The sequence below is a fragment of the Paenibacillus sp. sptzw28 genome, assembly GCF_019550795.1.
In the GTDB taxonomy this organism is placed as follows: domain Bacteria; phylum Bacillota; class Bacilli; order Paenibacillales; family Paenibacillaceae; genus Paenibacillus_Z.
Map to the genome: position 1 here is coordinate 3,199,174 of NZ_CP080545.1, position 20,101 is coordinate 3,219,274.

General features: G+C 43.6%; 18 protein-coding genes and 1 pseudogene. 2 read left to right on the forward strand and 17 right to left on the reverse strand.

Features of this window, described 5'->3' with window-relative positions:
- Window positions 1-55 precede the first annotated feature (55 nt).
- From KZ483_RS14295 to KZ483_RS14310, 4 genes are all read right to left on the reverse strand, one after another.
- Window positions 56-1,276, reverse strand: coding sequence for an IS256 family transposase (locus KZ483_RS14295; RefSeq protein ID WP_220347986.1), 1,221 nt, complete (start codon window positions 1,274-1,276; stop codon window positions 56-58).
- A 328-nt stretch (window positions 1,277-1,604) separates the two neighbouring features.
- A complete protein-coding gene (locus KZ483_RS14300) occupies window positions 1,605-2,030 on the reverse strand; it encodes a GNAT family N-acetyltransferase (RefSeq protein WP_220347988.1) in 426 nt (141 codons plus the stop codon).
- 244 nt (window positions 2,031-2,274) lie between these two features.
- Window positions 2,275-3,549, reverse strand: a complete 1,275-nt coding sequence (locus tag KZ483_RS14305; protein WP_220347989.1) for a DUF4179 domain-containing protein — start codon at window positions 3,547-3,549, stop codon at window positions 2,275-2,277.
- Window positions 3,513-4,061: an RNA polymerase sigma factor gene (locus KZ483_RS14310; protein ID WP_220347991.1), complete on the reverse strand. Its 549-nt coding sequence runs from the start codon at window positions 4,059-4,061 to the stop codon at window positions 3,513-3,515. Before KZ483_RS14310 ends, KZ483_RS14305 begins: the two co-directional genes overlap by 37 nt.
- A 201-nt stretch (window positions 4,062-4,262) precedes the next feature.
- On the opposite strand from KZ483_RS14310, the gene KZ483_RS14315 reads away from it, so the two are divergent.
- On the forward strand, window positions 4,263-4,592 hold the full coding sequence (locus KZ483_RS14315; RefSeq protein WP_220347992.1) for a transposase: 330 nt from the start codon (window positions 4,263-4,265) through the stop codon (window positions 4,590-4,592).
- Here the strand turns inward: KZ483_RS14315 and KZ483_RS28545 are convergent.
- From KZ483_RS28545 to KZ483_RS14340, 6 genes and pseudogenes are all read right to left on the reverse strand, one after another.
- Window positions 4,581-4,713: pseudogene (locus KZ483_RS28545) on the reverse strand (RNA-directed DNA polymerase); the annotation flags it as partial. The gene KZ483_RS14315 and the pseudogene KZ483_RS28545 sit on opposite strands and share 12 nt — an antisense overlap.
- Before the next feature lie 651 nt (window positions 4,714-5,364).
- Window positions 5,365-5,514, reverse strand: coding sequence for a hypothetical protein (locus tag KZ483_RS14320; protein ID WP_220347993.1), 150 nt, complete (start codon window positions 5,512-5,514; stop codon window positions 5,365-5,367).
- Between the two features lie 419 nt (window positions 5,515-5,933).
- Window positions 5,934-6,431 (reverse strand): GNAT family N-acetyltransferase, encoded by a 498-nt coding sequence (locus KZ483_RS14325; protein WP_220347994.1) that lies wholly within the window; start codon window positions 6,429-6,431, stop codon window positions 5,934-5,936.
- A 153-nt stretch (window positions 6,432-6,584) separates the two neighbouring features.
- Window positions 6,585-6,917, reverse strand: a complete 333-nt coding sequence (locus KZ483_RS29125) for a group II intron maturase-specific domain-containing protein (protein ID WP_397376112.1) — start codon at window positions 6,915-6,917, stop codon at window positions 6,585-6,587.
- A gap of 1,656 nt (window positions 6,918-8,573) precedes the next feature.
- On the reverse strand, window positions 8,574-9,470 hold the full coding sequence (locus KZ483_RS14335) for a rhodanese-like domain-containing protein (RefSeq protein ID WP_220347997.1): 897 nt from the start codon (window positions 9,468-9,470) through the stop codon (window positions 8,574-8,576).
- Window positions 9,471-9,506: 36 nt separating this feature from the next.
- A complete protein-coding gene (locus KZ483_RS14340) occupies window positions 9,507-11,351 on the reverse strand; it encodes an alpha-galactosidase (protein ID WP_258881244.1) in 1,845 nt (614 codons plus the stop codon).
- Window positions 11,352-11,474: 123 nt separating this feature from the next.
- On the opposite strand from KZ483_RS14340, the gene KZ483_RS14345 reads away from it, so the two are divergent.
- On the forward strand, window positions 11,475-12,359 hold the full coding sequence (locus KZ483_RS14345; protein WP_220347998.1) for an AraC family transcriptional regulator: 885 nt from the start codon (window positions 11,475-11,477) through the stop codon (window positions 12,357-12,359).
- Window positions 12,360-12,752: 393 nt separating this feature from the next.
- Here KZ483_RS14345 and KZ483_RS14350 read toward each other — a convergent pair whose 3' ends face one another.
- The 7 genes from KZ483_RS14350 to KZ483_RS14380 form a co-directional block, all read right to left on the reverse strand.
- The gene (locus KZ483_RS14350; protein WP_397376113.1) at window positions 12,753-13,241 is read right to left on the reverse strand and encodes an SMI1/KNR4 family protein; all 489 of its coding nucleotides are present in this window, start codon (window positions 13,239-13,241) and stop codon (window positions 12,753-12,755) included.
- Between the two features lie 16 nt (window positions 13,242-13,257).
- A complete protein-coding gene (locus KZ483_RS14355; protein ID WP_220348000.1) occupies window positions 13,258-14,535 on the reverse strand; it encodes an RHS repeat-associated core domain-containing protein in 1,278 nt (425 codons plus the stop codon).
- Window positions 14,536-14,722: 187 nt separating this feature from the next.
- Window positions 14,723-15,520, reverse strand: coding sequence for a hypothetical protein (locus KZ483_RS14360; RefSeq protein ID WP_220348002.1), 798 nt, complete (start codon window positions 15,518-15,520; stop codon window positions 14,723-14,725).
- Window positions 15,460-15,843, reverse strand: coding sequence for a hypothetical protein (locus tag KZ483_RS14365; RefSeq protein WP_220348004.1), 384 nt, complete (start codon window positions 15,841-15,843; stop codon window positions 15,460-15,462). Before KZ483_RS14365 ends, KZ483_RS14360 begins: the two co-directional genes overlap by 61 nt.
- A gap of 264 nt (window positions 15,844-16,107) precedes the next feature.
- On the reverse strand, window positions 16,108-16,296 hold the full coding sequence (locus KZ483_RS14370; protein WP_220348006.1) for a hypothetical protein: 189 nt from the start codon (window positions 16,294-16,296) through the stop codon (window positions 16,108-16,110).
- Window positions 16,297-17,552: 1,256 nt separating this feature from the next.
- Window positions 17,553-18,434: a nitrilase-related carbon-nitrogen hydrolase gene (locus KZ483_RS14375; RefSeq protein WP_220348007.1), complete on the reverse strand. Its 882-nt coding sequence runs from the start codon at window positions 18,432-18,434 to the stop codon at window positions 17,553-17,555.
- Between the two features lie 17 nt (window positions 18,435-18,451).
- Window positions 18,452-19,990 carry a GNAT family N-acetyltransferase gene (locus tag KZ483_RS14380; protein WP_397376114.1) on the reverse strand — a complete coding sequence of 513 codons (1,539 nt, stop codon included), beginning with the start codon at window positions 19,988-19,990 and terminating at the stop codon, window positions 18,452-18,454.
- Window positions 19,991-20,101 lie beyond the last annotated feature (111 nt).

A 20,101-nucleotide genomic window follows, 5' to 3' on the forward strand; every position in this document is an offset into this window, starting at 1 on the left:
GTCTGTCAAATCTTTTGTGTAAACTCTTTTCGTGCTTTCCCCCGAGGGGGAAATTTTATCGCAGATGCTGTCCGATGCGGTCCGGATAGAAAACGGAGAGCTGCAGCAGCATTTGACCCCAGTTTTGAACGCGGCCTGTCCATTTACGCGTAACATCCATGGTGGCCAGATAAAGCATTTTCAACAAGGATTCATCCGTCGGGAAGATGCTTTTTCCCTTCGTCACTTTGCGAAGTTGGCGGTGGTAACTCTCGATGATGTTGGTGGTGTAAATGAGCTTGCGGATTTCGGGTGGATACTTGAAGAAGGTGGCCAGCTCATCCCAGTTATTGCGCCAAGAGCGAATGATGAGCGGGTACTTATTCCCCCAGGTTTCCTCGAAGCGATCGAGCTCGACGAGTGCCATTTCTTCCGTCGCTGCTTTGTAAATCGGCTTCAGGTCAGCTGTTACCTTCTTCAGATCCTTGTAAGAGACGTAACGGGTGGAGTTGCGGATCTGGTGGATGATACACTTCTGAATATCCGTTTTCGCGTAACAAGCCTGAATGGCTTGGCTGAAGCCGGTCAGATTATCGACACAGATGATAAGGATATCCTGCACGCCCCGGTTCTTCAGGTCGTTTAGAACATTAAGCCAGAACTTGGCGGATTCATGCTCACCAATCCACATGCCCAGTACATCCTTGTTGCCATCCAGGTCGATGCCGATTACCATGTAGGCGGCTTTATTGACAATGGCACCATCTTGCTTCACCTTGAAGTGTATGGCATCCAGGAAGACAACCGCGTACACGCCTTGGAGCGGCCGGTTCTGCCATTCTTTAATCAAGGGAATGATCTTGTTGGTGACGTTAGAAATAAAGGTGGGAGAGACCTCAATCCCATACAGATTTTGCAGATGATCCTGAATCTCACGCGTGCTGACACCTTTGGCATAAAGGGCAATAATCTGATCTTCAATGCCGGTCACATTAGACTGGTGCTTCTTCACCACCAGGGGTTCAAATTCCCCTTGCCGGTCACGGGGAACGGCGATCTCCTGATCACCGTACTCGCTTACGATGGTTTTCTTACTCTTGCCATTACGACTGTTGGTCGTCTGCTTGTTCTGCATGTCGTGCTTCTCATAGCCCAGATGTTCATCCATCTCGGCTTCCAGCATCTCCTGCAGCGTTTCGGCAAACAGCTCTTTCAACGCATTCTGTGCATCCTGCGCCGAGACCAATTTATTCTCCTTGATGAACTGCCGGAGTTGCTGTTTCGTCCATAATCCCATGTGTTCTCCCCAACCTTTCTTCTACTTCCATTGTAATAGGTTTAGGAATTTACACAATCTATTTTACAGACTCGATCCCGACGACCAGATGCTGGGCGGAAATTTTTTCAATAAGTTGATTTTGTTTGTCCTGCGATTTAAACTTCATAGTAGAGCGTCCTCCTAAGATGATGGGATTTAAAGGGCTATGACCCGTTTCGTACTCCCATCGTACCGAGGCGCTCGTTTTTTTGCAAAGCGGAAATTTAACGCTCTACAGGAATGCTATCGTACCCGTTAACGTAATGAGCAAGACACCAAGTGCCAACTTAGCTGTTCTGAAAATAAATCAAAGTATCTTTCTTCCTTGTGGTAATCTTTTCATGAACCGCTCTGAATCCCTAACAAATCCAAATTGTTCATACAATCCATGTGCGTCTTGAGTCCCCAAAATACCGGTCATCCATTCGAACTCTGGAGCATTGGATATAACATCGACAATTTTTTTTGAGATTCCTTGTCCCCGGTACTCTTCCAGTACAAAGATATCGCACAAATAATACATTGTTGCCCCATCTGTAACTATTCTTGCGAATCCAATCATTTTATCGTTGTGATATACACCGTAACAAATTGAGTTTTGAAGAGATTTTTTGATTTTTTCGGGGGGTCTTCGACTAGCCCAGTAACTGTTTGCCAAAAAGTTTAAAACCGTTTGAACGTCAATTCTTGATTTATCATCACTTATTACGTATTGCTTATATGATATCTCCACTCTAATCCCCCTTAGCAAATTATTGAAAATATTCTAACATGGATGAATTTAAACATGAATAGCCGTTATTAAACTCTACAGCCCTTTAGCTTAATGAAATATGGAGCAGCTGCCACCGGCAATCTGCTCCATGATTCGTTGAAATATCGTTCCCATTTAGCAAAATTATAAATTTTTCCTTTTTCAGTCGCTGCCCTTTCAATATTTGTTGGAATCACATTCTATTGTTACGTCGCCACCTTCATTATTTGCTAATTTCGACTGTAATCGTCAGGTCATCAATATAATCTTTCGGATGGAATTGCTCCGTGCCGATGATGACGTCATCGTTTGGATTGGTCGAGGTAAATACAGCTTGATATTGATTCACCGTTCCTTCCACCCGTTGAGGGTATTGAAGAACGTCATATCCTACGCCATATTGATTTTCTAGCCACACATACCTTGTCCGATCACTGGTAAGCTCGCCCTCTACTTCGAACGTCATCGTAAATGTATTATTTTTTTGTTCAATATGCTCAATCCGAACGGAACCGGCTTCCCCTTGAGACAGCTCGAGGCTCTTTCCCTCCCATCGTTTTGTTTCCAAACCCGTCATACCGCTCCCCAGATACGGCTTAATGGTCAGCGACTTCGGAATGGGATCCATACGTTCGAAATTCAATTGAGAAGAGTACACATATTGACCGTCTTCAGTCGGTGTGTCTTTTCCATTATGACTGAATATTTGCAGAACGCGTCCCTTGTCATCGAAAATTTGATAGTTCATGACTGAAGGGAGCTCCCTTTTTTCATTACTGAACCAACGGATGGAAAGTGTTGCGGAAGTTGAATTAAAAACAGTTTTATCGTAAAGCATCGTCATATCCCGCCACACTCTGGCGTCATTAATGAGGTAAGCATGCTCGTCTCCTTGTAATTTCATAGGAATCGCGACATGCCACGATCGGTCATCCAATGAGCTTAATTCAAGTGTGAAAGCTTCCGGAATTTCTTGATTTGGGTGAATCGTATAGATACCGGCGAAGCTTCCATCCGCCAACGTTCTGCTGCCGCTTAAATCCGCGTTATAGCTCGTCAGACGTTTACCGTCTATCGATATTTGAGTATGGTTCCAAAATTCAAAGTTGCCAGTATCGTTGATAAAGCCGATATGAATGCTCGATCCGTCGTAAAGACTTTCCGTGAAGGTAACGGTTTTACCGTCAATGACCACCTGTTGTCCAAGCGGACTCACAAGCCCGTCTTGACTGGCTTTCCGTTCCCCGACATTCCCTACAAGCTCAAAAATCGATCCGATCACCGGAATTGAACGTATGGTTTCCGCGAAAACCGGAGAAATCGCTCTTGCGCCGAACAGGATAACTACCGCCAATACCACCGCCGGGAGTGCGTAGTACATTTTCCGCTTGCGTGCTTGTCGAGGAAGCTGATTAAGAGTGTGCATGATTCGATCCTCCAGTTCGCTTGGTACGGATGGATTCACCGTTTGTTTAATTGCTTCTTCCCATTGCTCCACTGTCGCTCCTCCTCCGCTATCCATATTTCTTTTGCTTTTTCACGCGCTCTGCACAATCTCGTCTTGATTGTACTTTCAGGCACTTCAAAAATAGCCGCCAAGTCTTGTACGGAAATATCCTCGATATGGAACAGCTTCAGAAGCTCGCGTTGATCCTCTGGCAAACTTTCGAGTAGTTGATCGACTTCGATCCGTGCTAATGCGTCGTCGTTGGAAACGGGCTCGTCACGCAGCTCAAGCGCAATTATATTTTCACGTTGTCGGTACATTTGTTTGCATTCATTGATGAGGATGCGCAGTAACCAGCTTTTAAAGTATCTCGGTTCCTTCAAGCTACGAATGTTTTGGTACGCTTTCAGGATCGCATCCTGGATGGCGTCAGCACAATCTTCATCGCGTTGAAGCATCGTTTTCGCCATACGATACATGACCGTTCTGTGAGAGAAGATCAAGCCTTCGAATGCTTTCTTGTCTCCGCGCTGCGCTTTTTTCACTTCCGATACGGCATCCATCGACAATCTCCTTTCTGGTTGCAACCATACGTTAGATACATAAGAGGATCGTTAGGTTTCACGTTATCAAAAAAATGTTTTCGGAATGCTAATTGAGCTTAAATGCCCGTTACTTCAATGAAGGCTGCCGGTTTGATATTATCCCCTTTAAGTAGACAGTGCCAAGAAAGCGCACTACAGTTTACTTGGAGGGGATTTTTTATGGGGGAAATGAGAAAAACGTATGATGTAGAATTTAAATATAAGGCCGTTAAAATGTTCCTTGATGACAAGATGGGATATAAGACTGTCGCAAAAGCACTTGGCATTAACGATAAAATGGTAAGGCGGTGGGTTGCACATTATGAAAGAGAAGGCCTAGCTGGCTTGGATGAGAAGCGTGGTAAATCTTCAGGGGCTGCAAAGGGCCGTCCAAAAGCGGAGCCGATGAGCCAGGAACAGGAGCTCTTACGGTTACGAGCGGAGAATGAATACTTAAAAAAGCTATGGGTGTACCCATCGTTTTTCGAGTCAATTCAGTTTCACCAGTAAAGAGTGGTTCACGTTTTCAAAGAAACCTTTAACTCAATGTCTACAACGTAATGCAGTTTGAGTGATTCACGAGAAATTGCACTCTGGCCATCGCATGATGGGTTGACCTCAGCGGTCTGAACGCAAGGATAGGTGCATTTCGGCGAGTGCCTTATAGCAACCGTTTCGGGTGACAGCCCTTGATGCAACGTCCCTTGTTTTCCAAGTCCCTTACAACCTAGCTTTCCTTTCTAGACATAGGTGCTTCCTCTGCCTGTGAGCTGGATGCTGCCATGGTTCGGCATAGCGTATTTCATAGAAGAAAATTTTACTTTACGCCACTCACCCCATCGTTTGATGGTCCATATGTTTTCATAAGTTCTAACTTTAGACCCGTACATTCGGAAGTTCGTCACTTCGTATATTTGAGCATTCTCACCGTATCCAGCTTTTCAGCCGTGCGGCATATCCGTTGGCATACCTTGTCCAGAGGAATGGCTTCAGCCTTCGTTCTGCCGGATCTACCTGTACTTCATACCTCATGATCTGTCAGGCATGACGCACGCAGGAGTATTGGCGGGATGGTTTCGGGAAACATGGCTCCGTCATTCCCATCCTCAATTGTAAAGTTAAGATTATTCATTTAATCTCCTGCTTTTCACGCCGTGGCGCTTATAGCAGAACTTGTCGAACCTGCCCCTTACTTCAATAAAAAGCAAAAGTGGTGCTGCTTAAAGTAGCTGCTCCACTATCGTTGCCCGTCGTTGGTAGGAGCTGAAGCCATCCTTTCTCATCAGGTTATCTCCCACTGCATCGTCAACGCTCCCTGTGCCCGATCGCCGGTGACGACGATTCGTACAGTAGACGGTGACTTGACTCGATATGCGATCCAGTCTTTGTCACCCCGCTTTACGCTTGTGTACGTCCCGCCCTCGGCGTCCAAGTACGTGCCGTAGCCGCCACCGTTGGTGATCTGCCAGTCGATGTGATATGCCAACGTCTGTCCCATTCCGAGCTCGATGGGAATCTCTTTCTGCCCGTTAAAATAAGCAAATTCCGCGCGATAGCCATCGGCAGTTTCTTGTCGCTGTCCACTGCTTAGTCACCGTGAAATCGGCCATGCAGACGTAGACTGCCCTGGCAAGCAGATGCATTGCTGCAACTACGCTGTAGGGCCACCACCTACGAAACAGATGAGTCGCGGCGAGAAACGCTAATGCACAGGCCACGCCGTAGCCGCCGGCAAACAGACTCAAGATCCATTATTCGGTTTCAGCTTCGAAGGCCATTTTTTTGACAACTGCGCAACGAATCCAGAGTGTTAGCTGAAGTTCGGCTCTCCTTGAATATTCCCACGAATGGTTAAATCATCTTTTGAAAATATTCTACATCTAAAAATCTTCCGAATTTATATCCAATTTCTTTAAAATGCGCGCATTTTAGATATCCATTTCCTTCAAATAAATGTCTACTTCTTTCATTCTCAGTACAAAGTCCAGCAACCAATGTATGAAATCCTTTATCCTTTGCAACTCCTTCGATAAATTGAAGTGAGTGTTTACCAAGCCCTTGTCCAATGAACTCTGGCTTTAAGTATATAGTTATCTCTGCTGTATTATCATAAGCCTGTCTTGCCTTGTATTGTGTTATTAAAATATACCCCGAGATGAATTCATGATTTAAAATTACAAATGACTTGTATCTGTTACTGTTATGATTCATTATCAAGTTTTTCATCTCTAACTCTGATAATGGCTCAGTATTAAAAGTTATTGTCGAACTTAGAACGTAATGATTATAAATAGATAATAGGTCAGGAATATGATCTTCTCTAATTTCCACAAATGTGATCTTATTCATAAGTAATCCTCCCAAATATTCTTTAAACTGATTTGCCGAATTTCAGCGTCACGGTAGAGACACCGATTACTCGGCGTCCCCCGCACAATATCCCGGCGTGCGGATTTCCCGCACCGGGCTCTTCAAGAATACTCATTTCCGCACTTCCGGCTTCTAGAAATCAAACTGAAGTTGGATATGTCTGGATTCTACAATTCGAGACTTCACAACATAATACCTGCTCAAGCAGGCGGTAAAGGCGCTTAGATTGAAGCTTCGTCGTTGGCTTCTCCGGTTTAACCACTTGTACAGGATTCGGATTGCCTGCGTATGAAAATCCCATAGACTGGCGTAGTTCCCGATTAACCCATAGTAATTGTAATAGCCCTGGAGTTTTGCATTTAGTTTCGGGATCAGTCGTCTCAGCGGCTTGTCCCGGTTCTCCCTAGTAAGTAGTGAGCCAGCTCTCCGGAAAAATTGAGCCACTCTTCCGGTGCTGGAAACCACACTATTTATCGAGAAGAGTCAATTGTATTTTAGAAGTAGATATGATGCGGGAATCAAGGGCGAGCGTAGCGAGTTCATCTTGACCCTTGAATCCCTCTCCAGCCCCAGATCCTGTCGTTGGTGGTTTTTAGCAAAGATCACCTAACCTCCGACGAGGACGGGGTTTGGGGCAGAGCCCCAAGAGTCCGTTTTTTGTTTGCAATTCATTTTGTTGCTGGCTCTCTGAACCGGAAGGGTGGCTCAAAATTATCGGAGAAGTGGCTCTCACTTTCCCTGCGAAAATTTATACAATCTTTCATGAGTAACACTAAAAATAATAAATTATAAGGCGATTCACTGCGTTGACTAGGTAATCATTTCAACGAAAAAGCATACGAAGCTGCCATTAATATTGTTGGCTTCATTTTTTTTACGGACTAAATGGTCAGAAAATCAAGTATTTAATGTTAGAGTACGTAGGTGATGGACCATTAATCATGAGTAGGAATAACTTCTATTAGAAAATTGATTCGCAAATTCACCGTGTCCACATCCTACATCAAGAATCCTCGAACTTTCAGATATGTACGATAATATAGTCTGTGCTAAAATCATTTCAGCGGTTGGCTCATCGAATTGGGATTGCCAAGGGTATTTATATTCTCCAGTCTCTTCAACTAACCGTAAATAAAACTCTTTGCTTTGCGGCACACCTCCTGCCTAGTGTTATTTAAAGTATAATGCCAATCACCATTTATTGGAACTATCCTGCCTGCTATCTTAATGAGCAGGACACGTTTCCGGCTTTATTAAGCCTCTTCATCAATTCACAGTGGCCCATCGGGAATGGGATCAAGTTCTTGTCATTTGGTTTTGACAAGAACTTGACCCCATAAATTAAAAATGCCGCAATTTATGTGGCAATTTAATGAGATTATGTCTTGTCACCCGACATTTGAGCAGCTAATCCAAGGATTGAATGATATAGTGAATCAATAGCTGAATAACCTTTATGCGACTTCCATTGTATAGATGTTCTTGTCGTCCGACAGTTTTCCATTGTTTCCTTCACGCCGGTTCAGCAGGAGGCTCCTCGACCGCTGCTGACGGTGGCTGTGACGCCGACTTGGAGTTACCGGCTCCTTCTGAATTTTGAAGTGCAGCAGGAGGGGATATGTTGTCCGAATACTCTCTCTGTCCACAGCCAATCAAAGCGGCTAGAACCAGTACGCCCGCACCGGCCAGCAACCAGGCAATGGGTGTCTGTTGATCGACAACAATACAACAACACCACATCTGTCCCCGGCACGAATGATGACAGAACAGAAATAAGCTTCCCTTCACGGGAAGCTTATTTCTGTTCCTTCTTAATTAGGATAGTACCTGCGTAGCTGATACCATCTGCGAACGCACGGGTTAAATTGGAGATTTACCGCTAAGGTCGTAAGGAACGGGGCGAATACGTGTCCGCTAATATAAGATATAAACCCGTCAAAATGTTAGCACTCCTCTTTTGGATGGCGGTACACTACTCACCTTCTTGGCGGATTAACGTTACATTTCCAACGCCATTGTCGGCGAGATTCACGCCGTCATTTTACGTGGGCGGCAACATTCTGTCCTGGGGAAACATATCAAAACATACCAACATACGATAATATCCACAAAAAAATTCTCTTATATTAAATTATACTGATACTGCTCTATACCCGGAATTGTGTAGATTCTGCTATAGCCTGCATCTATAAGTGCTTGTGCCGCTAAAGAACTCTTATACCCCTTTTGACAGTAAAGGATTAATGGAGTATCCTTTCTATCACATACCGAGAACGGGTTATTGGATATATCATTTAACGGTATACAAATGCTTTCTTGTATATGTCCTATCTTATATTCCTCATTAGTCCGCACATCAACAAGCATTGCAGTATTATCATTTAACATCAGCTGCCATGCTTCATCGGGGGACAGATTTTTACTTTGAAATTCTCTGCTCCCAGTCTGAGGAATACGCTGGTCCCTATCAAGCATTCTTACAACAACTGCTGCAGCATCCGCGCGAGTTAAGCTGCCCACAGTGTCGAACACGGTATTGTCACGCGCGTGCATTATACCTTTAACATACACCTGCGCTATATGCATAACGCAGGTATGGCAGGAATATAAGTCTCTAAGATTTTCTGCCGCCGACCATTCGTACTCATCTCTTTCTCCGAATTCTGTTACAAGCGCCTCGTGAACTATTCTTGCAGCGGAACGGCGCTCAATGGGTTTGTTTATGTTTGTTATATCATAGTCCTCTATTATTCCCTTATACAACGCGTAATCCATATATCCAGATGACCAACAGCCATGCGTTGGCTCTTTATTGCCTTTACTACTTCTAATTACCATTGTTACAAACTGTTCAGTCGTAACATTATCCTCTGGATGAAATAAGCCGCCTTTCATCCCTGGAATAATGCCGCGTTCTATAAGTTTTAAAATATATGCTTCAGCCCAATGATTATCAATATCAGCAAATTGATTGTCTGCCGCATCAAAGTCTATTGCAGTTTGCATTAATTTTCTCATATTATAAATCCTTTTTTTAACTTTTTCATCAGTATATTAAACAGGAGTAACTCTTATGGTTACATTGTCATAGGCGTCAATTCCTGTAACGGAAAAGGTCCTTGAAATGTTCGTTGTAACCTCACCTGTCCATAAATCCTTTAGATAATAGCTTACAGCATTTTTAAATTTTCCAGCATCAATCATTTTATGCCCAATATATTCGATAATGCGGCTTACATCAACGGAATGCTCCTTCGTATCTCTTGACTCGCTGAGATTTATAAAGGACATTGCAATATCTCCGTTCGCAAGAGGCTTTGCAAGAATATCAACTCGGTTATTATTCGTAATATATGCCGTATCGGGATTGGTATTATCGATAGAGCAGTAAATTCTTTTTGCCTGAATACCAAGGGGATCCTGATTCAATGCGATTAGGTCTTTGTTCGCAATAATCATCCATAGCTCGTCCCCCTTTGTAACCCGTCTTAAATCCATTCCCAGCATAATCGGAGAATTCATCATACACCACATCGTCATATGAGTTTTATTCATGGGATTTGTAATTCCGTTCATACCGATTACAAGCATATCGGGATCGTTCCACCCCTTGTCAAGTCCGGCAAACTCGTCCATAATAACCGCCTTACTGTACTGCGAGGTTATACTTGCGGTATTGTTTGAACTCCATTCGGCGGAGCCCGGATTACCGTCTGAGCCGACACAGAAGGTTATATCATTAAGAATACGCCATGAGTCTCCAACCTTATATCCCCAGTTATGCGGCTGTGTTTTACCCCATTCACAGATTGAGAGTACAACATCATGGTCAGGGTCAGCCTTGTTCAAGCCTTCAAGCAGAGCCGCATATGAATTAAGGGTGTTTTCCTGCCTTCTGTGATTCATAAGACGTATAATATTTTCTCCCTCATTTAAGGATACAGTTATTTCTTCCGAATCTTCAAAGGTAGCTGTACTTTGGGTAAGAGGAAGCAAATTATCAAAATATCGAGTTTCATGATCTGCGTTTCCTACTGCAAGCTGAAGCCAGCGTCCAGTGCCATCCTCCTCGCCGCTTGCGTAATTTATGGTTATGGCGTATTTTCCGCTAGCCGGCGCGTTAACAGTAAACTGAAGCTCGCCCCAGCGGTCGCCCACAGGTGTTGTACCGACGTTTGTTCCGTCGAATGTACCGATATTTGTTACATAGTCGCCACTGTTTTTGGATGCACCCTGGCCTAAAAGCACACCGTCCTTTACAGCATTTAAAGTTATTTTCAATCCTTCACCCGCAACCGTTATGCTTCTGATATTCGGTGCATAGGAATATTTTGCATTTGTTGAGTCTGAGAACGTTGCATTGTCCCAAAGGTAGTAGCAGTTATCAACCTTTATTAAGTCAACCCCCCAGTCAATATAAGACCTTGTGTCGACATCCTCAAAGCCACACGTACCTACCGCAGAGCCTGCACAAAGATTCGTACCTATATCATTGTACATACCGAATTTAAGTTCCTTGCTGTGTATATAATCAGATAACGCCTTAAAGCCGCTTGGAAATTTAATCGTTTCATTTGAAAGTAAACCGTTTACGCGTTCGGACTTATAGCAGCCGTCATCGAGCACTACATACTTATATCCCAGATCCGCAAGTCCCAAATCAACAATTGCGTCTGCCATTGCCTTTGTGAGTACCTCGTTGTTCTTACTGCCAAAGGCATTCCAGCTGTTCCAGCCCATGGCAGGGAGGCGTCCCTGCTTTTTATCTAAAAGCACTTTACCGTTTGAGAAAGCCGGAAACATATAGTCAGGATCCGTGATCTCGTCAGGCTCAGTCCTTGATGTAACTCTAGCCGGTGCAGGGGTAGATATTGAATTTAAATTCATAAACTTGTCCATAAGAAATCCTCCTTAAACTTGCATTTACATTGTCATGATAGGACAAACAAAGGGGGAAATAAATATGTTTTTATCGAGTGATTATGGGGAAATGTGATATATTCATTTCAGGAGCTGATTTAAATGAAACTATATTATGCAAAAAGCCCTTTTATGTCATCCGATATTTATCCCATGCAATATGGTGAACAGCAGTGCGATAACGGATATTCCTTTGGACCTGCAGTGCGCAACTTCTATTTAATCCATTACATTTATAGCGGGCAAGGCGAACTGCATATTAATAAAAAAGCTTATAAAGTGCATGCAGGACAGTTTTTTCTGATTTATCCGAAACAAACAGCATACTATAAGGCAGATGACAATGAGCCGTGGCTGTATCGTTGGATCGAGTTTGACGGCAGTTTTTCGGAAAAGCTTATGACTGTGACAGGCTTTTCACACGAAAACCACGTTATAAATGATGATCATGGCGTTGGAAACGCACTTAAGAATATAATAGATTTAGGCTGGTCTGACTTTGAAACTATCATGAGCCATTTTTGGTCATTTATTGCGGCACTTACGAAGGGCAAATTATTAAAGAAAGATGAGAATACAGCAGAAACATATGTCTCTAATGCAAAAAACTTTATAAGAAGTAATGTTCACAAAAGGGTATCCGTTTCTGAAATTGCACATTTTTTAAACATAGACCGCAGTCATCTGGCACGTATCTTCAAAAGCATTTGCGGCATAAGCACACAGCAGTTTATAATTTCTCTAAAAATGGAGATGGCTTCACAATTACTCAAAAAAAGCAGTATGACCATTAAAGAGGTTGCCAATGGTGTCGGATATGGAAATCAGATGGAATTTTCGAAGCTGTTTAAAAAACACTTTAATATGACTCCCACACAATGGAGAGATCAAAATTTCTTTCAACAGTCCATAAATAGCTATGAACCAAATTACAGCTGCCAGTCACAGACCGACTCCTCCCTTAATGATCTAAAAGCTCCCGTTTAAGCGTAGTATGACAATAAGATCAATCGAACTTGTATCGTCGGGAATGGGATCAAGTTCTTGTCATTTGGTTTTGACAAGAACTTGATCCCATAAAATAAAAATGCCGCAATTTACGCGGCAATTAATGAGATAATGTTCTTGTCACCCGACAATGTTGTCGGACGACAAGAACTTCTATATTTATGCAATCTTTAGATCAGACGGAGACGGAAACTCTTTTAGGGTCGCCATTGCTCGAGGGCAATTCCAATCCTTAAAGACGGAAGCATACTCAGGGAAACGAATATCCAGCCAGCGAAGGGTCTGTCAAATCTTTTGTGTAAACTCTTTTCGTGCTTTCCCCCGAGGGGGAAATTTTATCGCAGATGCTGTCCGATGCGGTCCGGATAGTGCTCATTCTAAATCATCGTATGCATCACCAATTGGGATGAAGTTGTCATCTAGCCAGTAATAGCGTTCTCCTTTATTATCTATCAACCTTTTCAATAGTTCGGTGAATGAACTTGCAATTATGGGACTGTCTCCTGCTAGCCCAAAAGTTTCGGCGAAGCTATCGTAACAACGCCCATATCTTTCTGGTGCAAGATCAATAGAAATATACTCTGACGTCCCTCCTTTGCCTATAACATACCAATGGCTGGATATATCATCTTCATATATTTCTCCTAGAATAACATGACTTGAAAGAACGAACTCTTCAGGACGAACAATCGATATAGAATAGTCCGATCCTTTGTATAGGTTAACGCCCCCACATAATTTATAAAACTCTTGAACATCACTGGGAAGAATATGTGTACTATTTGTTACAGGTAGACCCTCCGATAGAAGAACTTCACAATCCTTTATTAAAGATATTCTTGAAATGAGTTGATCGATCAATTTTATCACCTCTAATTTAGCTTATATATTTAATAAATTCAGAATAGTATTCCAGTCTCGCATCTACCGGTACATTGGCGGCATCAAACATTCTTTCACTTAAATCTATTATCTCTCGTGCAGAAACTTTTGTCCAATCTACCGCCCCTCCAACTGGTTTTCCAGTGTTTTCATACAGCCACTCGCGATAAACTTGATTTGTTGCATCATGTTGTTGTTGTGTTAGAGCGATAGTTGGGTTATCCGATTTTCTACTTTTATAACCGGAAATGTTATTTTTTGCCCACACATCAAGAATACCATGATGATTTTCAAGAGGGGCATTACTTGGTCGATACGGTACGACTGTATTAGGTTTAACTGCTTTGGTTGTACCAGATCGACCACCAACCATACCCAAAAACGCGAATGCCATGTTCTCTTGAAGTTGTTTATCCTTTTCAGCTACTTCAACAATTAACATCAATTGTGCTTTAGCCCACGATGCTTGGCCCGAGGTATTTTCCGAGATCCTTGAACTGGTTCCGGTCGCCATATTAAATAGATATAAAAATTGGTTCCGATCCGTTACAAGAGAGCCGCTGACTGCAACTCCCAAATCACTTCTAATATTCCAATAGATTTGGTTCCCTTTACCTGCATAAGCAGCAACAGATAGCATCATATCTACTGCTTCTTTTGTATAATGTCCAGAAGGATCGTGATAAATCAACGGGTTATTATTCACATACGTATAAAGATTGAGACTTAGCGGATTCGTAGTCTGCCCCTTATAACTATCCGCACCAATAAACCGTCCTATACTAGGATCATACCATCTTGCCCGCAAATACTGCAGGCCTGTTGTGTCATCCTGCATTTCGCCCGAGTATTTAAATGGCTGTTGGATGTTCTCAGTTTGCGATGCGATATTCCCAAAGATGTCATAGTTGTACTGGTTCAACTTCGTCGTTCCAGTACGATCCATGAGGTTAACTACGTCACCGTGACCGTTATGAACATAGTAGGCCTTGCTTTGGTTATCTTCCCTAGCGACAAGCCCCTGGCCGCGGATATAACGCGCTTTCAGAGTCGCAACTCCACCAGAGACATTGGCCTCAGCAATAACTTGATCGCCATCCCAATAATACCGTGTAGTCTTTCCATTTTCCGTTCGTTCCCATAACAAACCATCACCGTTATATTTGTATGAAACATTACCTCCTCCATTGTTGATAGCGATGTTGGTCAGACGATCACGTTTGTCATACGTTTTAACCGAATCTGGGCTGTCAAACGGATGATTAGTCGTCATACTCGAACGATTGCCGCGGCTGTCGTACTTATACGTTTCAATATATTGTGACGATGTTGTGATACGATTCAGTTCATCATAGCCGAAAGTACTTGTCGCACTATTCTCTGTTTTCGAGTTATATTACCGTTATTATCGTAGCTGTAGCTGAAACTATTTAGTACGGTTCCGTCTGATTTCTTCTGAATTAACGACCCGAGACTTTTACACTGTTAAGTGGAATAGATGTTAAATTAAACTGAAAGTAACCATCATCTTGTTTATAGTTATCATAGCTGCTGCTCCACGATCCCACCGAGAAAGACTCACTAGGACCGTCATGGCAAGAATTCCAATAATTGCTACAAGTCATATCTTTCGATGTCGAAGTAGTTATCACACTTGGATCTACATAAATGGGGAATTGTAAACCGGTTGTGTCAACATTAAGTTGAATAAAGGTTTCACCATCAGTTTCATCAATGGTTTGAGATACATCCCTCTTTGTTCCGATGGCATTAACAAGCCACGCGGACATCAGTTTGAAATTTAGTGAATTTTTTATATCACCATCCACTTGGAATCTGAAAGTGGTCGGAGCTTGGTTGTTTTTTAAAATAATCGTTTCCTTTATGCCTGTGTCAAGTACTTCCAACTGCAAATCAGTGTTTTCCCAAGCGTTGTGATACTCCGCTTTATTGCTGTAAACATTAGCGGTTACAGTATTAGCTTTAATTGGGGTAAAGATAAATTTTTCAGAACCTTTACCAATGGAATAACCACTATCGAATTTTTTCGGGATCTTCACATCGAAAGGTACTTGAGGCGCTCTATAATTTGTTTCTGTTCGATCAATTGCTTTATTTTTGCGAATCTCTTTGTTTTTCAATGCAATCATTTTCATATCATCAGATGAGACCTGTGAAAATGGGATATGTACCAAGTCTAAATCAGCTTCATCGATAAGCTCAGTGCTGATCGGTTGCCATTTTCCCGTATCATCCAAGTAATTTCTGCAATAAATGAGCCATCAGAAAGCTGATAATGCTTACTATTTTCAGTCCTACGCTCAACAGCTTCCCGTACAACAGTTTTTTCTAACTTCTTTGCTTTGTCGAGTACTCCCGCAGGATAGACTTGACTGTTATCAGGGGTCGATCCATCTTGTGATGGCGGCTGTTCAGCGGTTGCATTTGCATTATTGTTTGTACTTGAAATATCTGCAGTAGTCGTTTGTGCATTTGCTAACACTTCCTTCAAAGGACAACAGATAATAAATATCAGGAAGCACATTAGAAAACGTGCTTTTTTTGTTTTCTTACTGGACATAGTTGGACTCCTCTTTTTTATATTTTAAAAATCCATTTCCTAACACATCATGAATGAGTACATATTCGCAATGAAAGTTTCACCGCTAGATCCATCCTTTCCACTAACAAATTTGGACACCCTTTGACATAAAAAACTGGATTGAACATTATTTCGATCTTCTGAATCAATTTAATTATGCACTTCTACAATATAATAGGTAAGAGGTGTAAATTGTAGAAAAAAGGTCTTTTTTGTCTATTATTTAGAAAATGATTTATTCTTTTAACTTGACTGAGAAAAAGCAGGATTTCTCCTGCTAAAAGCTTCTTTCGAGCTTTCCGAGATCCTTTGAATCAATTCCGGTGCTTCCTCTAATCCGATTTCAAACAGAACTGCCTGTCTCTGCGCTAATTCCCTTACCGATCTCCACGCCTCATCTTTCTTACCCGTGAAATTTTTGATAACGCTCATCTCTTTCCCTCCGCTTACCGAAAAAAAAAGCACGGGCTTGTCACCAGACCCATCATGACCATATTGTTTATCATCTTCTTATACGCAAAGAGGACTACAAAGCCAGCAATTACTTTGAGCAGCGACAGCAAGAAACGATCGTGAGTCAAGCCGTTCGAAGGCTCGAGAATCTTGGTTTTCAGGTTTCGCTATCTGCTTCAGAGGCCTCTTAACGCTATATTTCATATAGATCCTAAGAAGCGCAGTTTTTAAAAAACGTAAAGCTGGGCTTAGTTTCGTGCTGCCATTTTGGGGTTTGCGACTAAGAGTAATTTTCGGGGTGGCTTAATAACTCGTGCACTTTCCTGGATCACGGGAATGTATAGAAGTTCTTGTCCTAATACGGCTTTGTATAGAAGTTCTTGTCTTGAGCAGACGACAAGAACTTCTATACAAAAAATAAAAAGCCGCAGTTTGTGCGACTTTGTTGTATAGATGTTCTTGTCGTCCGACACCCGGCTGCACAGGGGTCAATTATTGCTTCACCATAAGAAAGTAAAACCGCGCTGTGGTGTCATACACTATATAACCTTCATTTTTCGGTGATAAAATAATAAGTTAATCTACTAACTTCAGTCCAAGAAGGAACTCTGATTTTTACAGCACCTTTTCTGGCGATTTTGAGCCATTGATATAAAACCAGTCTGTCATTAGCAGCGTATGTTTCCATACAAAATCTTGGGTATCAACCTGCGTGATATTATCATTCGCATCTTATTTGTACACAATACCTAAATTCGATGCGTATTCCTCATAGATTATGCGGTCAAGACTGTCGTAACCAAACAACTCGTACCTGCCGGTTTTCGGATATTGGACTTTCGTTCCATTTCCACGCGTATCGCGAGTTTAGTAACGAAGGCTGCCGAATGTACTGGTAGCCGGCCATCAAAGATAAATATCACTAATCAATCTGCGAGGGTAATTCTGCGTTAATTTGCCTGTCATCTCAATAACTTAAGGGCCACCGTTCGTGTTTATCATTAACTGAGTAATGGATTAATGACTCACTTCTAATTACAGAATATTTCCGTCGGGAATGGGATCAAGTTCTTGTCAACGTAATATGACAAGAACTTGATTCCATAAATAAAAAAGCCCGCGATTTACGCGGACGTCATTGGGACCAAGTTCTTGTCACCCGACAATGTATTTCGAATCTTAATTTTTCCTTTTCTGGTACTACAAACTCCTTCGCAAGGGGCCATCTTTTCGGTTTACAGTAGCGTCTTCTGGTGTTCGTGTTCGTATAGCTCGGGGCGGCGGTCGTAGAAGGGCGCTACCGCGCCGCGTTCGCGATTCTCTCGGAGCCTGTGGAAGTCGAGTTCGGCCAGCACCGTCCTGTTTTCGTTCGTTTCTCCGACCTGCAAGATGCCATCCGCGGCGAACGGTAGATCGCATGGGGTGAATATGCCCGCTTGGCAAAAACCAATGTCCACCTGCGGACGATCCTCGGTCAAGGCTCCGACGAGGCCGCTCAATACGACGAACAGCTGATTCTCGATCGCCCTCGCTTGGGCACAATACCGCACGCGATGGTACCCGAAGGAACTATCGGTATAAGAAGGGCATAGCAGCAGTTCCGCGCCGCGAAGCGCGGCTGCCCTCGCCAGCTCCGGAAACTCGATGTCGTAACAGGTCAAGATCGCCATCTTGCCCCACTCCGTGTCAAATACGTTAAGCTCGTCACCCGCGACCAGAGGCCAGCGAATCTGCTCCTCCGGCGTAAGATGCACCTTGCTCTGCGTCTCCACCCGTCCGTCGGGAAAGAAGAGGAATGCCTTGTTCGAGTACTCGCCCTTTTCCTCTAAGCAAATATGCGTCCCCGCTTGTATGGCAATATTGCATTCTCGGCTTAGCTCTCCGAAGAACTCGATATATCTATCCGTTAGCCCGTCCAGAAAATAACACGCTTCATCGTGCAGCATCGACGGCTCTAAGCTTAGCAAGTGAGCCGTCATGTATTCCGGGAACACGATCATCGAGGCGCCCTGCTCGGCAGCATCCCGAACCTTCGTATCGATTCCCGTCCAGAACTCTTCTTCGGAACGGATATCAGTGAGACCGTATTGCGTTGTTGCTATCGTTAACTTCTTCATATGCACCTCTCGTTTGTTTAAGTACGAATTTGTAAGGAATAGATGTCCGTCCGGCGATCCTTGAACGACAATGCATCGTTGGACTTACGGTACCTTTCCAGCGTTTCCATGTCTACCTCGGCCATGATGACCGTCTCCGTATTCTCGCTGCACTCCCCAGCGATGCCGTCGCGAGAGAAGGAGAAATCAGCCGGCGTATAGATACCGGACTGGGCGTACTGAACGTCTACGTTGTCCACATGGGTTAGATTTCCTACCGTTCCCGCGGTCACAATGAACACTTGGTTCTCGATCGCCCTGGCCTGTGCGCAGTACTTCACCCTCAGGAACGTCTGCCTATCTTCCGCGCAGAAAGGAACGAATATAATCTGCGCTCCCTCCTCCGCGACGATACGCGACAACTCCGGATACTCGATATCGCTGCTGAGTTGAATCGATATTTTACCGCAATCCGTGTCGAACACCCCGAGTGAGCTACCCCCGTTGATGCCCCACCACTTCCGCTCGTTCGGAGAAATATGCAGCTTGTATTGCTGCTCAATTGTGCCGTCCCGGCGGAACAAGTGAGCCACGTTGTAGATCCGGTTATTGTTCTCGACGAAGTGGGAGCCGCCTACGATATTTACGTTGTATTTGACCGCGAGTTCGGAGAATAACTCCACGTAGTTGGTCGTATATGTCGTGAGCTTCCGGACGGCCAAGCTCGGAGACCGTTCATCCAAGAAGGAAAGCAGCTGCATGGTGAAGTTCTCCGGGAAAACGGCGAAATCGGATTTGTAATCCGATGCCACGTCCACGTAATGCTCGCACTGGGTGGCGAATTCCTCGAAAGAATCGATCTTCTTCATCATATACTGGACCACGCAAATGCGGACGGGGAAAGACATTTTATAAAGCGTCTTGCTGATGCTCGGCCTGTATTCGATATTATTCCATTCTAACAGGGCCGCGAAATTCTCAGAATCGGCGTCATCGGACAAATAATTGGTAATGATCCTCTTCAGCGTAAATCCGTTCATCATCTGAAAAGTCAGCACCGGATCGTAGATGTTCTGCTGCAACACTTCCTCCGCGTAAGCTCTTGGCGACAACTTATCGGAATACTTGTGATACCCCGGAATGCGTCCCCCTACGATAATACTCTTGAGGTTACGCTGCTCCGCCAGCCGTTTCCTTGCCTCGTATAACCTTCTGCCGATCTTCATGCGACGGAAATCCGTATGCACCATGACTTCCATCCCATAGAGGTTCCCGCCCCGGGGGTTATGGTTGCGAATATAGCCCTTGTCCGTGATTTCGGAATACGTATGCTGCTCCAAATAATCGTCGAAGTTCACGATCAGGCTAGAACAGGAGCCGATAATATCACCGTCGAGCTCAACGCACATTTGACCATCGGGAAACGTGCGGACGTGACTTTCCAATTGATCCAGCTTCCAGGGACCCATGTTCGGAAAACAAATATTTTGCAGCGCAATGATTTTATCGAAATCTTCGCGTTCAATGTTGCGGATGATGATTTTCTTTTCGAATTGCGAGATTTGATCGGTTGTCATAGAAATGAGGCCCCTTTGTAAATGCGTTTAACTATATTATACTACATTGTTTCTTGTACCTAGTATCGGGATGTAGCGGTTTTGTTAAACGGAATCCACCCGCGAAATCGC